Consider the following 21075-nt stretch of genomic DNA (forward strand, 5'->3'; position numbering starts at 1 on the left):
GCTGGCAGGGAAGGGGTTCATACCCTTGGGCCTTTTTGCGCGGCTCCCTCTGGCCATGCTGGCCATGGGCACCCTCACCCTCATCACCTCTGCCAGCGGCTCCTTTGCCACCGGCGGCACGGCAGCCGGCGCAGTGGGCATCGGCTCCGCGCTGGGGGCACCCGTCCTGGGGTCCCTTGCAGACAGGAGGGGACAGCGCCCGCTCCTGCTGCTGGCGGCCGTGCTCAACACCGTGGCCGTGCTGGCCCTCGTCCTTGCCGCCAACGCTCCGGCAGCGTCAGCCGGTTTTCCTTTCGCGGTCTTTGCTGCTGCCTTTGCAGCGGGTGCCACCTGTCCGCAGGTGGGGCCCCTGGCCCGGGTCCGCTGGATGGCACTGACGGCCGGCTCCGGGGGACCGGCGGCACCGGCCGACGGGACTGGCCGTGACCTGGACACGGCGCTGTCCTACGAAAGCACTGCGGACGAAGTGACCTTTGTCCTTGGACCGGCCCTGGTCGGGATCCTGGCCAGCCTCGTGGCACCATGGCTTCCGCTGGTGCTGGCAGCCGCCATGACCATCACGCTGGTGCCTGCCTTCGCCGTCCACCCCACCCACCTGGCGGTTCCGGCCACCCGGCGCACGCCAAAAGAGAAGCGCAACGGTGCACGCCATGGCGCCAAGCTGCCGTGGGCGGTAGCCCTGCCCGTTCTTGCCATGGCCTGCATGGGCACGTTCTTCGGTTCCACCCAGGCTGCGCTGAGCGCCTTCTCTGCCGGGCTTGCCGGCCCGGAAATCGCGGGCCTGCTCTATGCGGTCATGGGGCTCAGTTCCGCCGGCGCCGCTCTTTCAGTGGCCTACTGGCCGCGCCATGCCGGCCTTGCGCTGCGCTGGGTGTCCTGCGCCGTGCTGATGTCCGGCCTTGCGGTCCTGCTCCTGCTGCCCTCATCGCTGGCCATGATGGCAGTGGTCCTCCTTGTCCTGGGGCTCCCGGTGGGACCTGTGATGGTGACTGTCTTCGCCGTGGGCGGGAAAGTGGCCCCCGCCGGAAGGCTCGGCACCGTGATGACCGCGCTGGCCAGCGGCATCGTTGCCGGCACCGCCGTCGGTTCCTCCCTGGGTGGACAACTGGCCCAGTTCAACGGGGCTGCGGCTGCGTTTCTTGTTCCCGTTTGCGCAGCGGGGGCGCTGGCGCTGCTCGGCGCCGGAGCCACCGTCGTACTCCGCCGCAGGGCTTGACCTGGAACCCGCGCTTGGTCTCGGCGGGAAGTTGGCCGCCTGACCGGAGGCGATGCTACGCCAGCTGGCGCTCGATCCTCGCGGCACTCTCCGCGATGGCGGCGCCCACAGCGTCCGGATCGTGGGCGGAACGGATGTAGACGACTGCCAAAGCGGCCGGACGCCCGCCGGGTACCCGGACGGGTGCTGCCAGTGAGGAGACCCCGGCGATCACCTCGTCGTGGCTGGCGGAGTAGCCCCTCCGCCGTGCCTCCGCGGCCTCCGGACGGTAGGACACCCCGGTTGCCAGCTTGTCCCACTCTTCCTCCGAGAGGGCGGACTGGATGGCAATCCCGGGTGCGCCGGCGTTGATGGGGTGGCGTGTGCCGGGGTGCTGGGCGACGGTTGCGCCGGAATGCCTCGGCTCGACGGTGACGAGCGTGATGCAGTCGTGGTGGTCCCACACCGCCACGAACGCCGTCATGTCCAGCGAATTGGCCAGTTGGGTGAGCTCCGGGAGGGCCGCGCTCTGCAGGCTGCGCGACACACCGCGTGCCAGCACCGCGAGGCCGGGACCTGGCTGGACCCTGCCGGCGTCGTCACGGACCAGGAGCGAATGGTCTTCGAGTGTGCGCAGGATCCGGTAGGCCACCGAACGGTGAACCGCCATGGCATCAGCCAGTTCCGCGATGGTCAGGGGTCCAGGCGCGGCTGCCAGTATTTCGAGGGCACGAATCCCACGCGAGAGGGTCTGGGATGGGGAAGCCTGCGGCGCGGCCCCCGTTCCGGCTGCGGCTGCTGGAGGAGTCATGGAGTCCATCCTAAGTTGGCGGACCCGCAAATCCGTGACTCTTGTCCGCACGCCCGGCTGGCGGTAGTGTCCTCTATACGAACGCGACGTTCAAATATAGAACTTGTTGAGACGCTGCCGTTCGTCGCAAATTTCGACCACCCAGTGTTCCGCATCACACTTTCCGTAGTACCCTACTAACTAACTGACCGTTCTGTCGGTAATTCAGAAGGCGTACGGGCGGCGCTGCTGTCCTATAAACAATGGAGTTTCAATGACCACACCTTCCAAGGTGGATACCATCACCGGTCCCAGCAGCCGGCATGAGGAACGCAAGGTCCTCGCCGGAACCCTCGTAGGCACCACCATCGAGTGGTACGACTTCTTCATCTTTGCCCAGCTGACCGCAACGCTGCTGTCACCGCTGTTCCTGGCACCGCTGAACGAGTCCAACCCGGGACTGGCGCAGATCCTCTCCTTCGCACTCATTGGCATCAGCTTCCTTTTCCGCCCCCTCGGCGCAGTGATCGCCGGGCACCTGGGCGACCGCCTGGGACGGAAGGCCATGCTGGTCTTCACCCTGGTGATGATGGGCGCAGCCACGGCACTCATCGGCATGCTGCCCACGTACGCGCAGATCGGCGCCTGGGCCCCCGTGCTGCTGATCCTGCTGCGTGTCATCCAGGGCTTCTCAGCCGGCGGCGAGTGGGGCGGCGCTGCCCTCATGGCCGTCGAACATGCGCCCGTCAACCGGCGCGGCCTCTTCGGCGCCTACCCCCAGATCGGCGTGCCCGTGGGCATGATCCTGGCCACCGGACTGCTGTTCTTCCTCAACACCAGCATGTCAAAGGAAGATTTCGCAGCCTGGGGCTGGCGGGTGCCGTTCCTGCTGTCCATCGTCCTGATCGTTGTGGGCTACCTCATCCGCCGCGCCGTCGCCGAAAGCCCGGTCTTCCAGGAAATGGCACTCCGGAAGAAGGAAAGCAAGGCTCCCCTGGGTGAGCTGGTCCGGAACCACAAACTGCCCGTCCTGTACTCCACCCTGATCTTCATCGGCAACAACGCGGCCGGCTACCTGCTGATCGCGTTCTTCATCTCCTACGCCACCAAGACCCTGAAGATGCCCACCCCGCAGATCCTCCTGGCCACCACCCTGGCCTCGTTCGGCTGGCTGATCTTCACCCTTGTGGGCGGATGGCTGTCCGACCGTATTGGCCGCGTCAAGACCTTCCTGATCGGCTACGCCATTGTCTTTGCGTGGATGATCCCCATGTTTGCCCTGATCGACACCAAGAACATCATGCTGTACGGCGTTGCCCTGTTTGTCCTGACGATCGGCCTGGGCCTGTCCTACGGACCGATGTCCGCCATGTACGCCGAAATGTTCCCGGCACACGTCAGGTACTCCGGCATCTCCATCGGGTACGCCTTCGGGGCCATTCTCGGCGGCGCTTTTGCAGCCACCATCGCTGAGGCGCTGCTGCAGTCCACCAAATGGACTGGGTCGATCGGCATCTACATCATGATCCTCTGCGTGATCTCGGCTGTGGGCGTGGTCCTGGCCAAGGAGACCAAAGGCCGCCCGCTCGGCGTCAGCAGCCACCACTGATCCCACCGGCACCCTGGCCCCACTAAGGTCAGGGAAGCCGGACGGCGGGTCCCACCCGCCCCACCGCGGCCTCCACCCGTCGCGGAACCGCACCACCAGCAGCCCGGACCGCTAGGTCCGGGCTGCTGCTGCGTGCGGGGCTGTTCTGCCCATCGCCGGGATTGACCGGCTCCCGGTAGCGTTGGCCCGGGGGCCGATAGCTGCGTGCCAACCGTGGGGCAGGATCAAACATGTGGGGGCAAGGTGGCGGGAGAAGCCAGCGGTTCAAAAATTTGGCGTGGACGCCGTTCATCCCGTGGGTGGCGTGCATCGACCATCATGCCCGCCACCCTCGCCCGCAGCGTGGCGCCCCTGGTTGCGGCCAGCCTTCTGGCGGCACTGGCGGCATGTTCGCCCGCCATGGACTCCCCGGCCGCGGGCCTGGATCTTGCCAACGCGAAACAGTCCCTTCTCAGCCAGCAGGACGAGCTGAAGGCAGTGGTGCGGCCGGACGAAGTGACCACGTGGACGCGGACCGAAAAGTCCCGTGCGTTGTTTGAATGCGGAAACGGCGGCTACTACTGGCCGGGAACGATGGAGGTGGTCCTTACGCCGGATGCCGACGCCCCGTCCCTGCTGCCGCAGATCGAAGCCGAGTGGTCCGCGAAGCCTGGTTGGACGGTCCAGTCCGGGACGGGCATCAATGGAATCCCCGAACTGGTCGTCGTCAGCGGGGACGGGTACCGGCATTCAATCGAGTACAACCCGCAGCGGAACTCACTTTATGTGCTGTCCTCCTCCGCGTGTTTTCACATGGAGGGAAGGCCTGACCCGGGAGTTGACTACTGACCCGGGGCCAACTGTCCGCAGGGTCCGGACAGCCTAAACGGCCAGGAACGAGATGGCGGCCTGCTTGAAGGCCCTGCTGGTGATGGCGTTGGTGTGGTTCCGGCCCGGCAGGACCAGTTGCTCGGCCATGGATCCGGCACTGCGGGCAAGTTCGGCGAGCCTGGGCAGGGTGTGGGCCCGTTCGTCCTTATCGCCAACCACCAGCAGCATGGGAACGTGGGGTACCGCTTCGGCGGGGTCGTACGGTTCTGCCTTGATGGCCTCCACCAGGGACAACAGCGCGAAGATGTTGTTGCTCGGCAGGAGCAGGGCCATCTTGAGCAGCAGGGCGGTGGATTCGTCCTTGATCGGCGTGCCGTCCGCCAGGTAGTCCTGGGCGGCCCGAAGATCGAACTCGGCCAGCGGGTCCGAATCGTTGGGTCCGCCGAGCACCAGCCGGTGCACCAGCTCGGGCTGCGTTGCGGCGAACTCCCACGCCAGGCGGGAGCCCAGGGAATAGCCCACAACGTCCAGCCCGCTGGCAGGGTCCCCGTCGTGCAGGGGGCGGGCTCCGGCGTCGAACGCCGCCTGGAGCAGATCTGCCCTGATCTTGCTGGGGGAGTAGGAATCGCGGTCCTCCGGCGCGCCGCTGCGGCCGTGGCCCGGAAGGTCAACGGTGATGATCCGGCGGCCCGCCTCAAGCAGTGCCGACACCCAGCCGGTGTCCTCCCAGTTGAGCTTGGAGGAGGACGAAAAGCCGTGCAGCAGGAGGACTGGCCGGAGGCCCGCGTCGCTGGCGGGCTCGTGGACCGCCACGTACAGCTGCGGGTCGGTCCCTTCGACGGTGTGCCCCTGCTGCTGTCCGGTGTGCCTGCCGCTCATGGTGTCAATTCCCCAATCAGGTACGGCGCCTGGGCGGGCCCGGCGCGTCGGTGCGTCTTCCTTTGAAAGGTACCCGCCACTTTACCTGTTGGCCAACCGGTTACGGCCGGCCAGGCGGGCCGCGGCGGCGCACGCCAGCGCAATGCCGGCGATCAGGGCGAAGGTGCTGAAGAGCTGGACGCGGCTGCTTTCTGCGCTGAAGCCGACAGCGAAGATGAGGCCCAGCAGGACCAGGCCCAGGATGGTGAGTCCAGGGAATCCTTTCATCCGCAGGGGCAGGGGTGAGCCGTCCCGGTCTGCCCGCCGGCGCAGGATCAGCTGCGAGACCAATGCGCTGCCCCACACCACCAGACACGTGGATCCCACCAGCTGGAAGAGTGCCGGGAGGATCCTTTCGGGGAACAGCAGCTCCAGGACGGTGGCGATGAAGCCAAAGGCCACGGATACCGCCACTGCCAGCAGGGGCACGCCGGCCTTGTTGAGGCGCGTGAGGACCCGGGGTGCCTCGCCGCGCTGGGAGAGTGAATAGGCCATGCGGGACGCGCCGTAGAGGTTCGCGTTCAGTGCCGAGAGGAGCGCGACGACGGCCACGAGGGTGATGGCGGTCGAGGCGCCGGGGATCCTGGCAGCATCCAGCACGCCGGCAAAGGGCGATGCGAGGCTTTTGGACGTGGCGGGCAGGACCGCGGCAATGACGAACACGGAGCCGATGTAAAACACCAGGATGCGCCACACCACGGTGCGGATGGCCTTGCCGACGCTGCGCTCGGGATCCTCGGTCTCGGCTGCGGCCACGGAGACGATTTCGGTCCCGCCGAAAGCGAAGATCACCACGAACAGGGCCGCGGCAACACCGCCCAGCCCCTGTGGGGCAAAGTTTCCCGTGAGGTTTGACGCGCCGGGGGATTCGACGCCGGGCAGCAGGCCCAGGAGCAGGGCGGCGCCGACGGCCAGGAACAGGACGATGACGGCCACCTTGAGGATGGCGAACCAGAACTCAAACTCCCCGAAGTTCCGGACACCGGCAAGGTTGATGCCGGTGAAGACCACCATGAACAGCAATGCCAGTGCCCAGACGGGGACGACCGGCCAGACGGAGAACAGGAGCCCGGCGGCGCCCAGGGCCTCGGCGGCGATCACCACCACCAGCTGCAGCCACCACAGCCATCCGATGGTGGCTCCCGCTGTCCGGCCCAGCGCCCGCTCCGCGTATACGGAAAAGGCGCCGCTGGTGGGGTTGGCTGCGGCCATCTCGCCCAGGGCCCACATGACCAGGATGATCAGGGTTCCGGCCACGAGGTAGGAGACCAGCACCGCAGGTCCAGCTGCCTGGACGCCCGCGCCGGACCCCAGGAACAGCCCCGCGCCGATGGCACTGCCCAGCCCCATCATGGTGAGCTGGCGCGGCTTCATGGTGTGGCCGGCTGTGGCGTTCGTGGGGATGGCGGCGGACGTGGTCCGGCCAGACTTCGTCGTCATGGAGGCAATGCACCTTCTGGGGCTGGTGGGTGGGCGGGCCGCTGGGGGTCCGGGGTCCTTGTGGGACCTTTTGAATTTACCGCCTCCGGAACGTGCCCGGAAACGCCGCCAGGAACGCCAGGCGCGGAACGCCGGCGAAACGGCTTCGTGGCACGCCGCCTGAGGTACCAGGCGGAAGCGGCAGAAATATTTCCATTTCGGGCGGGCGCGGCCGTAGAATTAGTTTTGGTCAAGATGACCATAACTAAAGATGGCGCCCACAGGGTGGTCGACGGAGACGGAAGGCGGTGAAGCGGGTGTACTACAGTTCGGCGAACGTTTCCGAGCGCCAGGCCGCGCCGCCGTCGCTGGCCATCTCCACGGTGATCTTCGCCCTGCGGCCCAGCGAGTCCTCTGGCCGGCCCACGTTGTGGCTTCCCCTGGTCCGCCGCATCCGGGAGCCCTTCAAGGGGCTGTGGGCCCTCCCGGGCGGACCCCTCAGCCACGACGAGTCACTCCAAAGCGCCGCGGCCCGCAACCTGCAGGAGACCACGGGCCTGGCGCCCCGGTACCTGGAACAGCTGTATGCCTTCGGCGGCCTGCACCGCTCGCCCACCCAGCGGGTGGTGTCCATCGTCTACTGGGCGCTGGTCCAGCCCACGGAAGCTGCGCTCGCCGACGAATCAGAGAACGTGAGGTGGTTCCGGGCGGACCGTTTGGGCCACCTTGCCTTCGACCACAACGCCATCGTGGACTACGCCCTGGGCCGCCTTCGGAACAAGCTGGCCTATGGCTCGGTGGCCTACCACCTGCTGGGCGAGTACTTCACGCTGGCCCAGGTCCGCGAGGTCTACGAAGCCGTCCTGGACCGGCAACTGGACCCGGCCAACTTCCGCCGGCAGCTCAAATCGACCCCGGAAATCGAAGAAACCGGGGAATACCTCCAGGGCGGCAAGCACCGCCCGCCACGCCTCTACCGCTACACCGGCCGGCCCGGCCTTGACCCAGACAACAGGAGCACACCATGAGCAGCGTCAATACGGCAATCCAGCTGATCACGCGCGAACAGGCCGAGAAAGGCGCCGCCACAGGCAGCACCTGCAGCCCGGCACTGGCCAGGGGCCCGTGGGACTACGACCTGGCAGAGGCACTCGCCGGCGTTCCCGCCTACGGCCCGGGTGCCTCCAGTGCGGACCCGGCCCCTGCCACCACTCCCCGCCAGGGCCAGCTGCCCGAGGAATACAAGCGGGCCAGCGACGCCGAACTCGGCGAACGGATCAAGGCCGCCAAAGACATCCTGGGTGAGCGGGCCGTCATCCTGGGACACTTCTACCAGCGCGACGAGGTGATCCAGTACGCCGACTTCGTGGGGGACTCCTTCCAGCTCGCCAACGCCGCGCTTACCAGGCCGGACGCGGAAGCCATCATTTTCTGCGGCGTCCACTTCATGGCCGAAACCGCTGACATCCTCTCCACCGCAGAGCAGGCCGTCATCCTGCCCAACCTCGCGGCAGGATGCTCCATGGCCGACATGGCAGATGCGGACTCCGTGGAGGAATGCTGGGAACAGCTCGCAGAGATCTTCGGCACCGAGCCCGACGCCGAAGGCCGGGTCCCGGTCATCCCCGTCACCTACATGAACTCCTCCGCAGCCCTGAAAGCTTTTTGCGGCGAGCACGGCGGCATTGTCTGCACGTCCTCGAACGCCAAGACAGTCCTGGAGTGGGCGTTCCAGCGGGGCCAGCGGGTCCTGTTCTTCCCCGACCAGCACCTGGGCCGCAACACGGCGAAGGCACTGGGCGTGCCCCTGGAGAAGATGCCCATGTGGAACCCGCGCATGGACCTAGGGGGCAATGACGAACAGGCGCTCCTGGATTCCCGCGTTATCCTCTGGCACGGGTTCTGCTCGGTCCACAAGCGCTTCAGCGTCGCCCAGATTGAAAAGGCCCGGGCGGACTTCCCCGGCGTGCAGGTCATCGTGCACCCCGAATGCCCCATGGAAGTGGTGGACGCCGCGGATTCCGCCGGCTCCACGGACTTCATTAAGAAGGCCATCGCCGCCGCCACCGGGCCCACCACGTTCGCCATCGGCACGGAAATCAACATGGTCAACCGGCTTGCCGCCGAGTATCCGCAGCACACCATCTTCTGCCTGGACCCGGTGATCTGCCCCTGCTCCACCATGTACCGGATCCATCCCGGGTACCTCGCCTGGGTGTTGGAGGAACTGGTGGCCGGCCGCGTGGTCAACCGCATCACCGTGGACCAGGACGTGCAGGCCAACGCCAGGACGGCGCTTGAGCGCATGCTCGCCGCGAGGCCGTGATGACGCGCAGGCTGGCCGTCGTCGGAAGTGGCATCGCGGGCCTCTACGCGGCTCTGCTCGCCGCCGACGCCGGCGCTGACGTGGTGCTGCTGACCAAGGGCACGCTGGACCAGAGCAACACCTGGTACGCCCAGGGCGGCATCTCCGCCGTCCTCGCCGAGCCATCGCCCGGAGACACCGTCGCCGCGCACATCGCTGACACGCTCCGCGCCGGCGCCGGGCACTGCAACGAGGCAGCAGTCCGGCTGATGTGCACGCAGGCGCGGCAGGACATTGCCGCCCTGCAGCGATACGGTGTCGCCTTCGACGCGGGCCACGCCGGCGCAGGAGTGCGCAAGGCAACGCACGACGACGGCCCGGCCCTTGGGCTCGAAGCAGCCCACAGTGCCCCGCGGATCCTGCATGCGGGAGGGGACGCCACGGGTGCCCGCGTCGCCGGCGCACTGATCCAGGCCGTCCTGTCCCGGAAGGAGGACGGAAAGCTCACCATCCGCGCGCACGCCCAGGCCACCGCCCTGGTGACGAGGGACGGGCAGGTGGCAGGAGTCGAGTATCTCCAGGACGGCGTGCTCTCGGTCCTGGACGCGGATGCCGTCCTGCTCGCCACCGGGGGAGCAGGACAGCTGTACGCCCAAACCACCAACCCCGCGGTAGCCACCGCCGACGGACTGGCGCTCGCCGTCCGCGCCGGAGCGGCAGTGGCAGACCTTGAGTTCTTCCAGTTCCACCCCACCTGCCTGGTCAGCTCCGCCACAGCCCATCCGGCCCGGCTGGACGGGCCACTGCTGATCTCCGAAGCCGTCCGCGGCGAGGGGGCCATCCTGCTGGACTCGGGCGGCCGCCGCTTCATGCAGGCCTACCACCCGGACGCCGAACTGGCACCCCGCGACGTCGTCTCCCGGAGTATTGCCCTCCACTTGGCCAAGCTGGGTGATCCCAACGGGCATGTCTACCTCGACGCCCGGGGCATCGAGCAGGTGCGGGGCGAGGGCTTCCTCCAACGGAGGTTCCCCACCCTCACCCGTAAAACCCTCGACGCCGGCATCGACTGGACGCGCGAGCTGGTCCCGGTCGCCCCAGCCGCGCACTACTGGATGGGCGGGGTACGCACGGACCTTTCCGCCCGCACTACCCTTCCCGGCCTCTATGCCGCCGGGGAGGTTGCGTGCACAGGCGTCCAAGGGGCAAACCGGCTGGCCAGCAACTCCCTCCTCGAGGGACTCGTTTTCGGCCGCCGCGCTGTTGAAGACTTTCTGGCGGGCAGCTCCGCAGGTCCCTCGGCGCCTGCGCTCGCGCCTCGCACCGGCGAACGCCTCGCAAGCTCGGCGGCCGATGCGGACGCTCACGCGACAACGGCGCTTTCGGGACCTCCGGAACTGCCGCACGCTTCCGCGCCCCTGCCGCGAAACGCGAGTGCGCACGTTACCGTCCCTGCTGCTTTAGAAGGCGCGGCGGATCGCTCAGGGGTGCTGGCAGGGAGCGGGCCGTCCAGCTCCGGTGGGGGAGAAGGGGCCGGTGAGCCGTTTTCCCGGGAGGCTCTGCGCCGCCTTATGACGTCGCATGCCGGGGTGCTGCGGTCCGGGGAATTGCTGGCCGAGGCCCGCCGCACGCTTGACCACTGGGCCGGCGTCGTCCGTCCTGACCTGGCCGGCGCTGCTGACCCTGGTGCCTGCGAGGACCGCAACCTCCTGCTGGCCGCGCAGCTCTTGGTCGGCGCCGCCCTGAAACGCGGTGAATCGCTGGGGGCGCATTACCGCAGCGATGAACCCGCTGAAACTGCCAACCTGTCTTCCCTCCGCCCGAAAGCGAGCCTGCTCCATGACTGAACCCGCCGTGATCGACCAGGCCGTGTCCCGGCGCTTACCGCTGGACCTGACCCTTCCGCCGGCCCCCGTCAGGGACATCCTGGAGCGGGCCTTCGCCGAGGACGCACCCTCCGGCGACATCACCTCGCAGCTGCTCATCCCCGCCGGCGCCCGGGCCACGGCCGTCCTTAACGCCCGCGTTCCGGGGGTCCTCAGCGGCATCACCGTGTTCCGGGACGCCATGGAGCTGGTGGACCCCGCCACGCAGGTGGAGCTGCTGGTGGCGGACGGTGAACCCTTCCACGCCGGAACGCACCTTGCGCGGGTCACCGGCAGTGCCCGCTCGGTGCTGCTGGCAGAGCGCGTGGCACTCAACCTGGTCCAGCGGATGTCCGCCATCGCCACGAAGACCGCCGAATTCGTGCGGCTCGCTGAGGGCACCCGGGCCCGCATCACCGATACGCGCAAGACCACCCCAGGGCTGCGCATCCTGGAACGGTTCGCGGTCCGCTGCGGCGGCGGTGCAAACCACCGGTACAGCCTTTCGGACGCCGTGCTGGCCAAGGACAACCACCTCGCCGTGATGACCGGCGGGGACCCGGCGAAACTCACCGCGCTCCTCCTGGCCGCCAAGGCACAACTGGGCCACACCACGCACTTCGAAGTCGAGGTGGACCGCATGGACCAGATCGAACCCGTGCTGGCCGCCGGAGTGGACACCATCATGCTGGACAACTTCAGCATCGACGAGCTCAGGGCCGGGGTTGACCTTGTGGCAGGGCGGGCCCGGGTGGAAGCCAGTGGAAACGTCAACACCGGCACGGTGGCAGCCATTGCGGCCACCGGCGTGGACGTCATCTCCATTGGCGCACTCACCCACACCGTGGCAGCACTGGACCTGGGCCTCGACGTCGAACTGGCCGCCGGGTGAGGCTGCCGTGATCTTCCTGGACGCAGCCGCCACCACCCCGGTCCGCCGTGAAGTACTGGACGCCATGTGGCCCTACCTCACCGGCGGTTTCGGAAACCCTTCCAGCCACCACAGCCTCGGTGAAGCGGCGGCCGCGGGACTCGCGGACGCGCGGCGGGCGGTGGCTGGCGTCCTTGGCTGCCGGCAGGGCGAGGTGGTGTTCACTGCGGGAGGTACCGAGGCGGACAACCTGGCGGTCAAGGGCATTGCCCTGGCCCGGCAGGCGGCCAACCCGCTGCTGGACCGGCTGGTGATCAGCGCCGTCGAACATCCCGCCGTGGAGGAATCCGCCCGGTACCTGGAGCGCTTCCACGGCTTCGCCGTCGACGTGGTCCCGGTGGACGCAACCGGCCGCGTCACGCCCCAAGCGCTTGCCGCCGCGTTGCGGCCGGAAACGGCCCTGGTGAGCATCATGTACGCCAACAACGAGGTGGGCACTGTGCAGCCCATCGCAGCCCTGGCGGAACTGGCCCGGGCCCAGGGCATCCCGTTCCACACCGACGCCGTCCAGGCGGCCGGCTGGCTGCCGCTGGACACCCGCGCGCTGGGTGTGGATGCGATGAGCATCTCGGGGCACAAGCTGGGGGCACCCAAAGGCTGCGGCCTGTTGTTTGTCCGCAGCCGGATGCGGCTGGAGCCGGTCCTCCATGGCGGCGGCCAGGAGCGGGGCCGCCGGTCCGGGACGGAGAATGTTGCCGGCGCGGTGGGGCTGGCCACGGCCCTCACGCTTGCCCGGGACCGCCAGGCAGGGGAGCAGGCGACGGTTGCCAGGCTGCGTGACCGGTTCATCGCCGCTGTCGTGTCAGGCGTTCCGGATGCCATCCTTACCGGCCATCCGTCGGAACGGCTGCCATCGGTGGCTTCCTTCTGCTTTCCCGGCACCAGCGGCGAGTCGGTGCTCCTGGAACTGGAACGGCGCGGCGTGGTCTGCTCCAGCGGGTCGGCGTGCGCTGCCGGCTCGGACGCACCCTCGCCCGTCCTGACGGCGATGGGTTTTCCGGCCGGGGTGGCACAGACGGCGGTCCGGTTCAGCTTCGATGCCTCGGTGACGCAGGAAGACCTCGACGCCGCCGCAGCTGCCGTCCTGGAGGCCGTCGCCGTTGTGAGGAACCTGGGCGCGGGCCAGGGCCGGTAGCCGTTCTTCCCGGACGGCCAGGTCCCCGGGGCCTAGCGGTGGCGGGCCCGCCGGAAGATCCAGTGCCGCAGCATGCTGAAGCGCACCGCGGTGGCCAGGAAGCCGGAGAGCGTGGTGGCCACCAGTTCGTCCCCCACGGTGGCGTCCGGGTTGAACCAGTGCAGCACGCCCAGGCTGCTGCCGGTGATCACCAACGCTACGGCGATCACCACCAGGCCGTTGAGGTGGTCGCGGGTGCGGCGCTGCTGACCGGCGATCTTGAACGTCAGCCGCCGGTTCAGGGCCGTGTTCAGCAATGACGTGAGGACCAGCGCCACGGCGTTGGCCAGCTGGGCGCCAAGCCACGGGCGCAGCAGGGCGTAAAGGCCCAGGGACGCCGCGGTGCAGATGATTCCCACGCCGGAGAACCGCAGCAGCTGCCGGATGACCGGAAACCGCAGGACACCGCGGTGGCGCCTGGTGGCAGGAAAGCGCCGGGTATCGGTTTCCGTGGGAGCGGGTGCGGGTGCGGGTGCGGACAGACCTTCCCTCACGCGGCGTTACCGGGGACGGCCGGCATCAGTACAGTTCACCCACGGGAATTTCCACGGCCAGCCGGTTCGACGGCCCGGGCAGCGGGCAGGCCCATGCCTCGTTGTAGGCGCACGAGGGGTTGTAGGCGAAGTTGAAGTCCAGGACGAAGGTGGCGCCGGGTCCCGAACCGTTGACGCCGTGGAACGCGCCTTTGATGGTGTCCAGCAGGTAGCGGCCAGCCCCGTAGCTTCCGCCGGGCTGGCCGGCCGTGGCGTCCCGGAACGGAACAAAGATGCCGCCGCCGTATCCGTGGATTTTCCACACTCCCAGCTGGCCCATCTCGGGAAGATCGAAAGTGCCCAGCCGGACAAAGTTGACCACGCCGTCGGTTCCCGTGTCCACGCTCATCTCCCGGCCGGCGCCCTCCTTGGTGAGCGGGACGTGGAAACGGTAGATGGGATCGTAGTCGGCGGTCCTCAGGCCGGAAAAACGCGCTTTGCCCGCCGCCGTCAGCGCGGACGCCGGATGCGTAGCGAACATCAGGTCCCGCTGGTGGCGCCAGTACGAGTGCGCCTCGGACGGGCTGTCGGCGGAGATCCGCCGGACGTTGTCGTAGAGCGCAAAGGTCCGGAGGCGCCAGTCGGCAATGTCCAGGGCGGAAATGTCCGCGGGGTTCTCTTCGGCTGCGCCGTGCTGCTCTTCCGACATAGCCTCCAGCCTAGTCCCAGGCAGGGGTGGTCAACGTCCGACGGCGACACGCCGGGCAGGTGCCGCAGCCGGCGGGCGGTTGGCAGGCCGGCCGGGCGGGGTCCTGGTGCGGGTGTCCGGGAGGCAGGAAACACTGCGGTGGCAGGCGCCAGCGGGGGGATGGGGCCCGTTAGGCTGGGCCTCATGACAGGCGCGCCCGTGAAGGCTGTTCTTTCCGGCATTTCCCTCGCAACTGCTGCGGTGCTGCTGGCCGCCTGCTCCGGACCCCAGCCGGAGGGCCCCGGATGGACAGCACAACCGGATTCCCCGGCTGCGCCGTCCTCCGGAACGGCTTCACCGGGTGGGAGCGCAGCAGCACCGGCTCCACCGACGGCAGCGGCCTCCGGCGAGTTCCAGGCGGTGCCCACCGCAACGTCGTGGAAGACCTACACCGATCCGGCGAAGACCGTCAGCTTCGAGTTACCGGCGGACTGGATCGCGCAGTCAGTGGCGCCGGAGGAAGGTGTCCTGCCGGGCGGACTGAAGGTTGAGGTGAAGAAGCCCGACGGAACGTTCATGGCTGCGCTCCGGACGGGACTGCCGCCGTCGTCCGCCGACTGCCCGGGCAGTGCCGGCCGCCCCTACACAGTGCTCAGCAGCGTGCCCTTCGACCTCGCCGCGGACGGCGGGGAGGGAACCATCCCGCCCCGCATGGTGTACCGGGTGATTCAGGGGTACCGCTTCTTTGGGTCCTACGGCATCACCAATCTGGTGGGTGGAACCGACGGGACGGCGTGCGGGCTGCGCAACGTGGTGCGTGGCCCGGCCGGGAAGGGGGACTTTTCATTCGGGGATGTTGTGGTCCTCAAGGCCTTCGCGCCCGATGAGAAGGTGGCCCCGGCAAAGGCGTTCGACACACTGGACCAGGCGGCCCAATACGTCAACGGGAGCCCGGACTTCGCCAACGTGCAACGGATGCTAATGTCGCTGAAGGTCAAAAACTAGTCCCGCCTCCCGCAGCCCACCAGGTGACGGGGCGCCCGACCTGCCTTCCACCCCCAACACCCCCGGAGATTCATGGAACGCTCTGTGTCCGCACGCCTGGCCTTCAGGACCATCGCCAACACCAAGGTGGCCATGGCCATCGCCGTGGCCAGGAACAGCGGCTACTCATCCTTTGCGGAATCCCTGTCCGTGACGGCCGGGGGAGCGGAGGTTCCGCTCACGGAGATTTCAGACCACCACGGCGGCAGGTTCCACTACATGGAGTTCGCCGAACCCGCCGACGTCGCGGTGGAATATTCGGCCACTGTTGCCGGCCGCGCCGTGCCCGAGGAGGCGGACCTGGCGGACCGGATCCGCTACGTACGTCCCAGCCGCTATGCCGAGTCGGACCGGCTGCTCCCGACGGCCTACGCGGAATTTGGCGGCGTCCACGGGGCGGACCTGGTGCGCGCGGTCCGCGAGTGGGTGAACGGTGAACTGCGGTATATCAGCGGCTCATCCCGAGGCACGGATGGCGCCGTGGAGACGCTCCTGAGCAGGCGGGGAGTATGCCGGGACTTCGCCCACCTCGCCATCGCCCTGCTGCGCTCCAAGGACATCCCCGCCCGCCTCGCGGCCGTCTACGCCCCCGGCCTGAATCCCATGGATTTCCACGCCGTGGCGGAGGCCTATGTGGAGGGCGCCTGGCATGTCATCGACCCCACGGGGCTTGCCCCGCGGGAGTCGATGCTGCGCATTACCGCCGGCCGCGACTCGTCGGACACGGCCTTTCTTTCGACGGTGGGCGGCAGCCTGGTGCTGAACCAGCTGCGCGTCACCGCCGTGGTCAACGGGGACCTGCCGGCCGAGGATGCCACTTCGCTGGTGCAGCTGGGCTAGCGCTTCCCCAGCGAATTCCGCAGCTTGTCGGTGAGCCTCATGAGCTCCTTCTGCTCGGCTGCGGTGAGCGCCGGGCCCACCAGGGCCGAGATGTCACGGACGTGCTCGCGGCCGATCTCCTTCTGCAGTTCACGGCCCTCGTCCGTCAGCTGAAGCAGCACGCCGCGCCCGTCCTCCGGTGCCGGCATGCGGGCCACGAGGCCCCGCTTTTCCAGCCGCTCCACCAGCCGGCTGAGGCTGGACTGGCTCAACAGCACGTTGTCGTTGAGCTCATTGAGCCGCAGCCAGCCCGACGGGCAGCGCGAGAGCGTGAACAGGACGTCGTACTCGTTCACCGCAAGTTTCCGGAAGGCGGGTCCGGACTGCAGCTTCCGCATGACCGCAACCTGTGCGCGGAACAAGGACTCCCAGGCTTCCGCCGCCAGCCGTACCGGAGACTCCAATCCTCCCGTTGCCATTACGCCACCGGGGTGGCGTTGCCGGCATCCTGCGACGCGAGCAGGGCGGCCACGCGGCCTGCGTGCGTGGGCGGTTCCGGAACATGCGCGGGCTTGAGGGCTGCATACTCCTTGCGCAGGACCGGCAGCACCTCCTCGCCGAACAGGTCCAGCTGCTCCAGGACGGTCTTCAGCGGCAGCCCCGCGTGGTCGATCAGGAACAGCTGCCGCTGGTAGTCGCCGAAGTACTCGCGGAAGGTCAGGGTCTTTTCGATGACTTCCTGCGGGCTGCCCACGGTCAGCGGGGTCTGGGAGGTGAAGTCCTCCAGGGACGGCCCGTGTCCGTAGACCGGTGCGTTGTCAAAGTAGGGACGGAATTCCTTCACGGCATCCTGGGAGTTCTTCCGCATGAAGAACTGGCCGCCGAGTCCCACGATCGCCTGGTCCGCCTTGCCGTGGCCGTAGTGCTCGTACCGCTCCCGGTAGAGGCCGATCAGCTGCTGGTAGTGCTCCTTGGGCCAGAAGATGTTGTTGGCGAAGAAGCCGTCGCCGAAGTAGGCGGCAACCTCGGCGATCTGCGGCGTGCGGATGGAGCCGTGCCACACGAAGGGAGCCACGCCGTCGAGCGGGCGGGGGGTGGAGGTGAAGTTCTGCAGCGGGGTGCGGAACTTGCCGGACCAGTTCACCGTGTCCTCGTCCCAGAGCTTGCGCAGGAGGCTGTAGTTCTCGATGGCCAGTTCCACGCCGTCCTGGATGTTCTTGCCGAACCACGGGTACACCGGAGCGGTGTTGCCGCGGCCCAGGACCAGGTCCACGCGGCCGTCGGCCAGGTGCTGGAGCATGGCGAAGTCCTCTGCGATCTTCACCGGGTCATTGGTGGTGATCAGCGTGGTGGCCGTGGACAGGATGATGCGTTCGGTCTGGGCCGCGATGTAGGCCAGGGTGGTGGTGGGGGAGGAAGAGAAGAAGGGCCGGTTGTGGTGCTCGCCGATGGCGTAGACATCCATGCCGATTTCCTCGACCTTTTTGGCGATGGCCACCGAGGCCTTGATGCGCTCGTGTTCGGTGGGGGTGCGGCCTGTGGTGGGGTCCGTGGTGATGTCGCTGACGCTGAATACACCGATCTGCATGACGTGTGCCTTTCCGTTCCTGGACTTTCCGGGCTTGGGTCCAGTCTAGACCAATGTAGATGCATTTGCATCTATTGCCCTTTGTAACGCCATGCCGCAGGGTTTATTCCCCTGCCACGGCGGGGATGGGCGGAACGCAGCGATGCCCGCACCGGTTTCCGGTACGGGCATCGCCAATCCACATCCCTGCCTACTCTGCGCCGCCGGGGGCTGCGCGGCGGCCGCTGACCTTGGGGACCTGGCCTGTGGTCCAGTCCCTGAACTCGGCGTCGATGTCAGATCCCGGGCCGGCCTGCGGACGGGCCTGGAGGTCCCGCAGGAGCGCCTTCTTTTCGCGCCGGCCTTCCACCAGCCGGTAGAGCACCGGAACCAGGACCAGGGTCAGCGCCGTGGAGGACACCAGGCCGCCAATCACCACCACTGCCAGCGGCTGGGAGATGAAGCCGCCGCCGCCCGTGAGGCCCAGGGCCATGGGCGTGAGGGCGAAGACCGTGGCCAGGGCCGTCATGAGGATGGGCCGGAGCCGCTGCCTGGCGCCGTTGGTGATGGCGTCCGCCACATTCATGCCGGGCCGGCCGTCGCGCGGCTGCCGGTACTGGTTGATCAGGTCGATCAGCACGATGGCATTCGTGACCACGATTCCCACGAGCATCAACATGCCGATCAGCGACGGCAGTCCCAGCGGTACCCCCGTGAGCAGCAGCAGGGCCACCGCGCCGGTGGCTGCAAATGGCACGGAGACCAGCAGGATCAGCGGCTGGATAAGGGATTTGAAGGTGGCCACCATGATCACGTACACAATGGCGATGGCGGCCAGGAGGGCCAGGCCCAGCTGCCGGAACGACTCTGCCTGCTGGGTGGTGGCGCCGCCGATGGTGGCGGTGACCCCCGGGGGCAGCTGGACATCCGCCAGGCGCTTTTGGACTTCGGTGTTCACGGCACCCAGGTTGGAGCCCGACGGCGTGATGGACACCTTGGCGGTGCGCTCACCGTTGCTTGAGGTGATGGAGACGGGGACGTCCACCTGTTCCACGGAGGCGATGCTTCCCAGCGTCACCGGCCGGCCGCCGGCCGGGAGCGGGATGTTCCTGACTGCATCGATACTGGTGAACTTTGTGCCCTGGCCGATCCGGACGGGGAAGTCATTGGTGTCGATCCGCACCGTGCCGGCCGGGATGGGGCTGATGGTGGCGGCCAGGACGCCGGCCACCTGGCCTTCGTTCAGGCCGGCGGCCGTCGCTTTGGCCCGGTCCACCTTGACCTGGACTACGGGGTTGCTGGCTGCGAGGTTGCTGGCGACTTCGCTGGTGCCTGGCACGCCGGTCATGGCAGCCACCATGGTGTCGCTGGCGGACTGCAGGTCGGCGCTGCTGGCGGCCTTCAGCGTGATGTCAACGGTGGACGAGGTGCCGAAGCCGCCCTGCTGCGTGCCGACGGAGATCTTTCCGGAATCGGGCACCTTGGCCAGCTCCGAACGCACGGTGTCCTGGAGCTGTTCCTGGTCGGCCTTTTCGTCGGTGACCACGGTGAACGTTGAGTTCGAGGAACCGGTGGAGGTGAGGGCGGCAAAACCGGCCTGGGCATTGCCGGACGTCACCTGGACGTCCTTGATGCCGTCGATGCCCCGGAGGACACCTTCCAGGCGGATGGCGGCGGCACTGGTGTCGGCCAGGCTGGTCCCCGCCGGCAGGACCTGGCGCACGGTCAGGCTGTTCTGCCCGGAATTTCCCAGCAGGTTCGTGGCGAGCAGCGGCGTCATGGCTGCCGTGGCACCGAGTACCAGGACGGCCGCCACCAGGGTAATCACGGGGTGCTTTTGCGTGGACCGGAGGATGGGGAGGTAGCCGCGCTGCAGGCGGCTGCGCTGCTCGGCGTCGTGGGCCCGTGCCTTTGCCTCATCTGCAATGCGCCGGGCCTCGGGGGAGCCTGCGGCCGCGGTGGCGGGACCGCCCTTGGGGTTCTTCAGGAACCAGTAGGCAAGCACCGGAACGATGGTCAGGGAGACCAGCAGCGATGCCAGCAGGGCCATGGTGACGGTCAGGGCGAACGGCCGGAACAGTTCACCGGCCAGGTCGCCGACAAATGCGATGGGCAGGAACACCGCCACCGTAGTCAGGGTGGAGGCGGTGATGGCTCCTGCCACCTCCTTGATGGCGGTGAGGATCGCCGTCGACTTTTCCTCCCCGTAGCTGAGGTGCCGCTTGATGTTTTCGATGACCACGATCGAGTCGTCCACCACGCGCCCGATCGCGATGGTCAGGGCGCCCAGCGTCAGGATGTTCAGCGAGTAGCCGGTGGCTGACAGGCCGATGAAGGTAATCAGCAGGGACAGCGGAATGGAGACGGCCGTGACCAGCGTGGACCGCGCGGACATGAGGAAAAGCAGGATGACGGCCACAGCAAAGCCCAGGCCCAGGAGGCCTTCCGTGGTGAGGTCCTTGATGGACTTTTCGATAAATGGCGCCTGGTCGAAGACCGGGGTGAATTTGGCGTTGGAGCCCAGCTCGGCCTCGAGGTCATTAAGCGAATCCCGCACGGCGTGGGAGATGGCCACCGTGTCACCCTCGGGCTTCTTGGTGACGGAGACGGCAAGCGTCTCGGCGCCATTGGTGCGGGTGATGGAGGTGCGTTCGTCGTCCTTGAGGGAAACGTCGGCCACGGAACCGATGGTGGCCGCGTCCTTGGCGCCGGACAGCGGGAGGGCCTTGATGGCGTCGAGGGAATCGACCGGGCTGCCGATCTGCAGCGAGAGGGTCCTGCCCTGGTCTTCAAGGGTTCCTGCCGGGACCAGGGCACCGTTGTTGGACAGGGCGTCGCGGATGGCGGTCACGCCCACCCCGGCCGCGGCCAGGGCGTCGGTGCGGGGGAGGACCTCAATGTGCTGGCTGGCGCCGCCGGTGACGTCGGCGCTGCGGACGCCGTCGATCTTCTGCAGCCGGGGGACGCTCAGGCGCTGCAGGTCAGCGTTCAGGTCGCTGAGTGGCTTGTCCGAGGAAACAGCGAGGAAAACAATGGGAAAGTCGCTGATGCTGCCGGCGATGGCCTGAGGCTGGACGTCGCTGGGCAGAGTCCGCTTGGCGTTGGAGATGGCACGGTCGATCTGGTTCCGGGCCCGGTCCAGGTTGGACCCGTACGTGAACACCATGGTGATCTGCGAGACGCCCGTCCGGGACGTGGAGGAGGTGGATTCCAGCCCCTCCACGCCGTTCAGCGCCTTTTCCAGGGGTCCGCTGACCTGCTTGTCCACCACGTCCGGAGAGGCTCCAGGCATGGCGGTGAGCACCGTGATCTGCGGGAACTCAATGGAAGGGATGAGCTCCTGTTTCAGCGATGTCATGGTGATGACGCCGAAAACGGAGGCGAAGACGGTGATCAGCGCGATCAGGGCCCGGTTCGCCAGGGAAAGGTACGCCAACCGGAACATGGGTGGTCTCCTGGGGGTCTAAG

The 21075-nt window shown here is 67.8% G+C and carries 18 protein-coding genes; 10 read left to right on the forward strand and 8 right to left on the reverse strand.

Annotated elements, in window-relative coordinates; all coding sequences use genetic code 11:
- Position 1 precedes the first annotated feature (1 nt).
- The gene (locus HNO81_RS03055; protein WP_175316754.1) at positions 2-1216 is read left to right on the forward strand and encodes an MFS transporter; all 1215 of its coding nucleotides are present in this window, start codon (positions 2-4) and stop codon (positions 1214-1216) included.
- 55 nt (positions 1217-1271) lie between these two features.
- Here the strand turns inward: HNO81_RS03055 and HNO81_RS03060 are convergent, their stop codons facing one another.
- Positions 1272-2006, reverse strand: a complete 735-nt coding sequence (locus tag HNO81_RS03060) for an IclR family transcriptional regulator (RefSeq protein WP_175316652.1) — start codon at positions 2004-2006, stop codon at positions 1272-1274.
- Positions 2007-2259: 253 nt separating this feature from the next.
- Here HNO81_RS03060 and HNO81_RS03065 point away from each other — a divergent pair, with 253 nt between their 5' ends.
- Entirely contained in the window at positions 2260-3594 is a 1335-nt protein-coding gene (locus tag HNO81_RS03065; RefSeq protein WP_175316653.1) for an MFS transporter, read from the forward strand.
- Positions 3595-3912: 318 nt separating this feature from the next.
- A complete protein-coding gene (locus HNO81_RS03070; protein WP_175316654.1) occupies positions 3913-4422 on the forward strand; it encodes a hypothetical protein in 510 nt (169 codons plus the stop codon).
- 33 nt (positions 4423-4455) lie between these two features.
- On the opposite strand, the gene HNO81_RS03075 is transcribed toward HNO81_RS03070, so the two are convergent.
- The gene (locus HNO81_RS03075; RefSeq protein WP_175316655.1) at positions 4456-5283 is read right to left on the reverse strand and encodes an alpha/beta fold hydrolase; all 828 of its coding nucleotides are present in this window, start codon (positions 5281-5283) and stop codon (positions 4456-4458) included.
- Positions 5284-5364: 81 nt separating this feature from the next.
- On the reverse strand, positions 5365-6762 hold the full coding sequence (locus HNO81_RS03080) for an amino acid permease (RefSeq protein ID WP_175316656.1): 1398 nt from the start codon (positions 6760-6762) through the stop codon (positions 5365-5367).
- Positions 6763-7058: 296 nt separating this feature from the next.
- Here HNO81_RS03080 and HNO81_RS03085 point away from each other — a divergent pair, with 296 nt between their 5' ends.
- From HNO81_RS03085 to HNO81_RS03105, 5 genes are read left to right on the forward strand one after another with little or no spacing between them, the layout of a single operon-like run.
- Positions 7059-7769, forward strand: a complete 711-nt coding sequence (locus HNO81_RS03085; RefSeq protein ID WP_175316657.1) for an NUDIX hydrolase — start codon at positions 7059-7061, stop codon at positions 7767-7769.
- Positions 7766-9067: a quinolinate synthase NadA gene (gene nadA / locus HNO81_RS03090; protein WP_175316658.1), complete on the forward strand. Its 1302-nt coding sequence runs from the start codon at positions 7766-7768 to the stop codon at positions 9065-9067. The genes HNO81_RS03085 and nadA overlap by 4 nt, the downstream gene beginning before the upstream one ends.
- Complete coding sequence (locus tag HNO81_RS03095; protein WP_175316659.1) at positions 9067-10893, forward strand: L-aspartate oxidase; 1827 nt, start codon at positions 9067-9069, stop codon at positions 10891-10893. The genes nadA and HNO81_RS03095 overlap by 1 nt, the downstream gene beginning before the upstream one ends.
- On the forward strand, positions 10886-11803 hold the full coding sequence (gene nadC / locus HNO81_RS03100; protein ID WP_175316660.1) for a carboxylating nicotinate-nucleotide diphosphorylase: 918 nt from the start codon (positions 10886-10888) through the stop codon (positions 11801-11803). The genes HNO81_RS03095 and nadC overlap by 8 nt, the downstream gene beginning before the upstream one ends.
- 7 nt (positions 11804-11810) lie before the next feature.
- The gene (locus HNO81_RS03105) at positions 11811-12977 is read left to right on the forward strand and encodes a cysteine desulfurase family protein (protein WP_175316755.1); all 1167 of its coding nucleotides are present in this window, start codon (positions 11811-11813) and stop codon (positions 12975-12977) included.
- 32 nt (positions 12978-13009) lie between these two features.
- Here HNO81_RS03105 and HNO81_RS03110 read toward each other — a convergent pair whose 3' ends face one another.
- Positions 13010-13510: a GtrA family protein gene (locus HNO81_RS03110; protein ID WP_175316661.1), complete on the reverse strand. Its 501-nt coding sequence runs from the start codon at positions 13508-13510 to the stop codon at positions 13010-13012.
- A 25-nt stretch (positions 13511-13535) separates the two neighbouring features.
- Positions 13536-14198, reverse strand: a complete 663-nt coding sequence (locus HNO81_RS03115) for a DUF1684 domain-containing protein (protein WP_175316662.1) — start codon at positions 14196-14198, stop codon at positions 13536-13538.
- A gap of 183 nt (positions 14199-14381) precedes the next feature.
- On the opposite strand from HNO81_RS03115, the gene HNO81_RS03120 reads away from it, so the two are divergent.
- Positions 14382-15182, forward strand: a complete 801-nt coding sequence (locus tag HNO81_RS03120) for a hypothetical protein (protein WP_175316663.1) — start codon at positions 14382-14384, stop codon at positions 15180-15182.
- A 72-nt stretch (positions 15183-15254) separates the two neighbouring features.
- A complete protein-coding gene (locus HNO81_RS03125; RefSeq protein ID WP_175316664.1) occupies positions 15255-16061 on the forward strand; it encodes a transglutaminase family protein in 807 nt (268 codons plus the stop codon).
- Here HNO81_RS03125 and HNO81_RS03130 read toward each other — a convergent pair.
- The 3 genes from HNO81_RS03130 to HNO81_RS03140 all read right to left on the reverse strand — a co-directional run bounded on the left by HNO81_RS03130 (position 16058) and on the right by HNO81_RS03140 (position 21052).
- Positions 16058-16519 carry a MarR family winged helix-turn-helix transcriptional regulator gene (locus HNO81_RS03130; protein WP_175316665.1) on the reverse strand — a complete coding sequence of 154 codons (462 nt, stop codon included), beginning with the start codon at positions 16517-16519 and terminating at the stop codon, positions 16058-16060. The two genes, HNO81_RS03125 and HNO81_RS03130, sit on opposite strands and share 4 nt — an antisense overlap.
- Complete coding sequence (locus HNO81_RS03135) at positions 16519-17628, reverse strand: LLM class flavin-dependent oxidoreductase (RefSeq protein WP_175316666.1); 1110 nt, start codon at positions 17626-17628, stop codon at positions 16519-16521. Before HNO81_RS03135 ends, HNO81_RS03130 begins: the two co-directional genes overlap by 1 nt.
- Positions 17629-17818: 190 nt before the next feature.
- The gene (locus tag HNO81_RS03140; protein ID WP_175316667.1) at positions 17819-21052 is read right to left on the reverse strand and encodes an efflux RND transporter permease subunit; all 3234 of its coding nucleotides are present in this window, start codon (positions 21050-21052) and stop codon (positions 17819-17821) included.
- Positions 21053-21075 lie beyond the last annotated feature (23 nt).

It is taken from the genome of Pseudarthrobacter sp. C4D7 (genome assembly GCF_013359725.1).
Lineage (GTDB): Bacteria > Actinomycetota > Actinomycetes > Actinomycetales > Micrococcaceae > Arthrobacter.

Coding starts and splice junctions, on each gene's coding strand:
- HNO81_RS03060 (WP_175316652.1), bottom strand. CDS start 2,006: ATGACTCCTCCAGCAGCCGCAGCCGGAACGGGGGCCGCGCCGCAGGCT.
- HNO81_RS03065 (WP_175316653.1), top strand. CDS start 2,260: ATGACCACACCTTCCAAGGTGGATACCATCACCGGTCCCAGCAGCCGG.
- HNO81_RS03070 (WP_175316654.1), top strand. CDS start 3,913: ATGCCCGCCACCCTCGCCCGCAGCGTGGCGCCCCTGGTTGCGGCCAGC.
- HNO81_RS03075 (WP_175316655.1), bottom strand. CDS start 5,283: ATGAGCGGCAGGCACACCGGACAGCAGCAGGGGCACACCGTCGAAGGG.
- HNO81_RS03080 (WP_175316656.1), bottom strand. CDS start 6,762: ATGACGACGAAGTCTGGCCGGACCACGTCCGCCGCCATCCCCACGAAC.
- nadA (WP_175316658.1), top strand. CDS start 7,766: ATGAGCAGCGTCAATACGGCAATCCAGCTGATCACGCGCGAACAGGCC.
- HNO81_RS03095 (WP_175316659.1), top strand. CDS start 9,067: ATGACGCGCAGGCTGGCCGTCGTCGGAAGTGGCATCGCGGGCCTCTAC.
- nadC (WP_175316660.1), top strand. CDS start 10,886: ATGACTGAACCCGCCGTGATCGACCAGGCCGTGTCCCGGCGCTTACCG.
- HNO81_RS03115 (WP_175316662.1), bottom strand. CDS start 14,198: ATGTCGGAAGAGCAGCACGGCGCAGCCGAAGAGAACCCCGCGGACATT.
- HNO81_RS03120 (WP_175316663.1), top strand. CDS start 14,382: ATGACAGGCGCGCCCGTGAAGGCTGTTCTTTCCGGCATTTCCCTCGCA.
- HNO81_RS03125 (WP_175316664.1), top strand. CDS start 15,255: ATGGAACGCTCTGTGTCCGCACGCCTGGCCTTCAGGACCATCGCCAAC.
- HNO81_RS03130 (WP_175316665.1), bottom strand. CDS start 16,519: ATGGCAACGGGAGGATTGGAGTCTCCGGTACGGCTGGCGGCGGAAGCC.
- HNO81_RS03135 (WP_175316666.1), bottom strand. CDS start 17,628: ATGCAGATCGGTGTATTCAGCGTCAGCGACATCACCACGGACCCCACC.
- HNO81_RS03140 (WP_175316667.1), bottom strand. CDS start 21,052: ATGTTCCGGTTGGCGTACCTTTCCCTGGCGAACCGGGCCCTGATCGCG.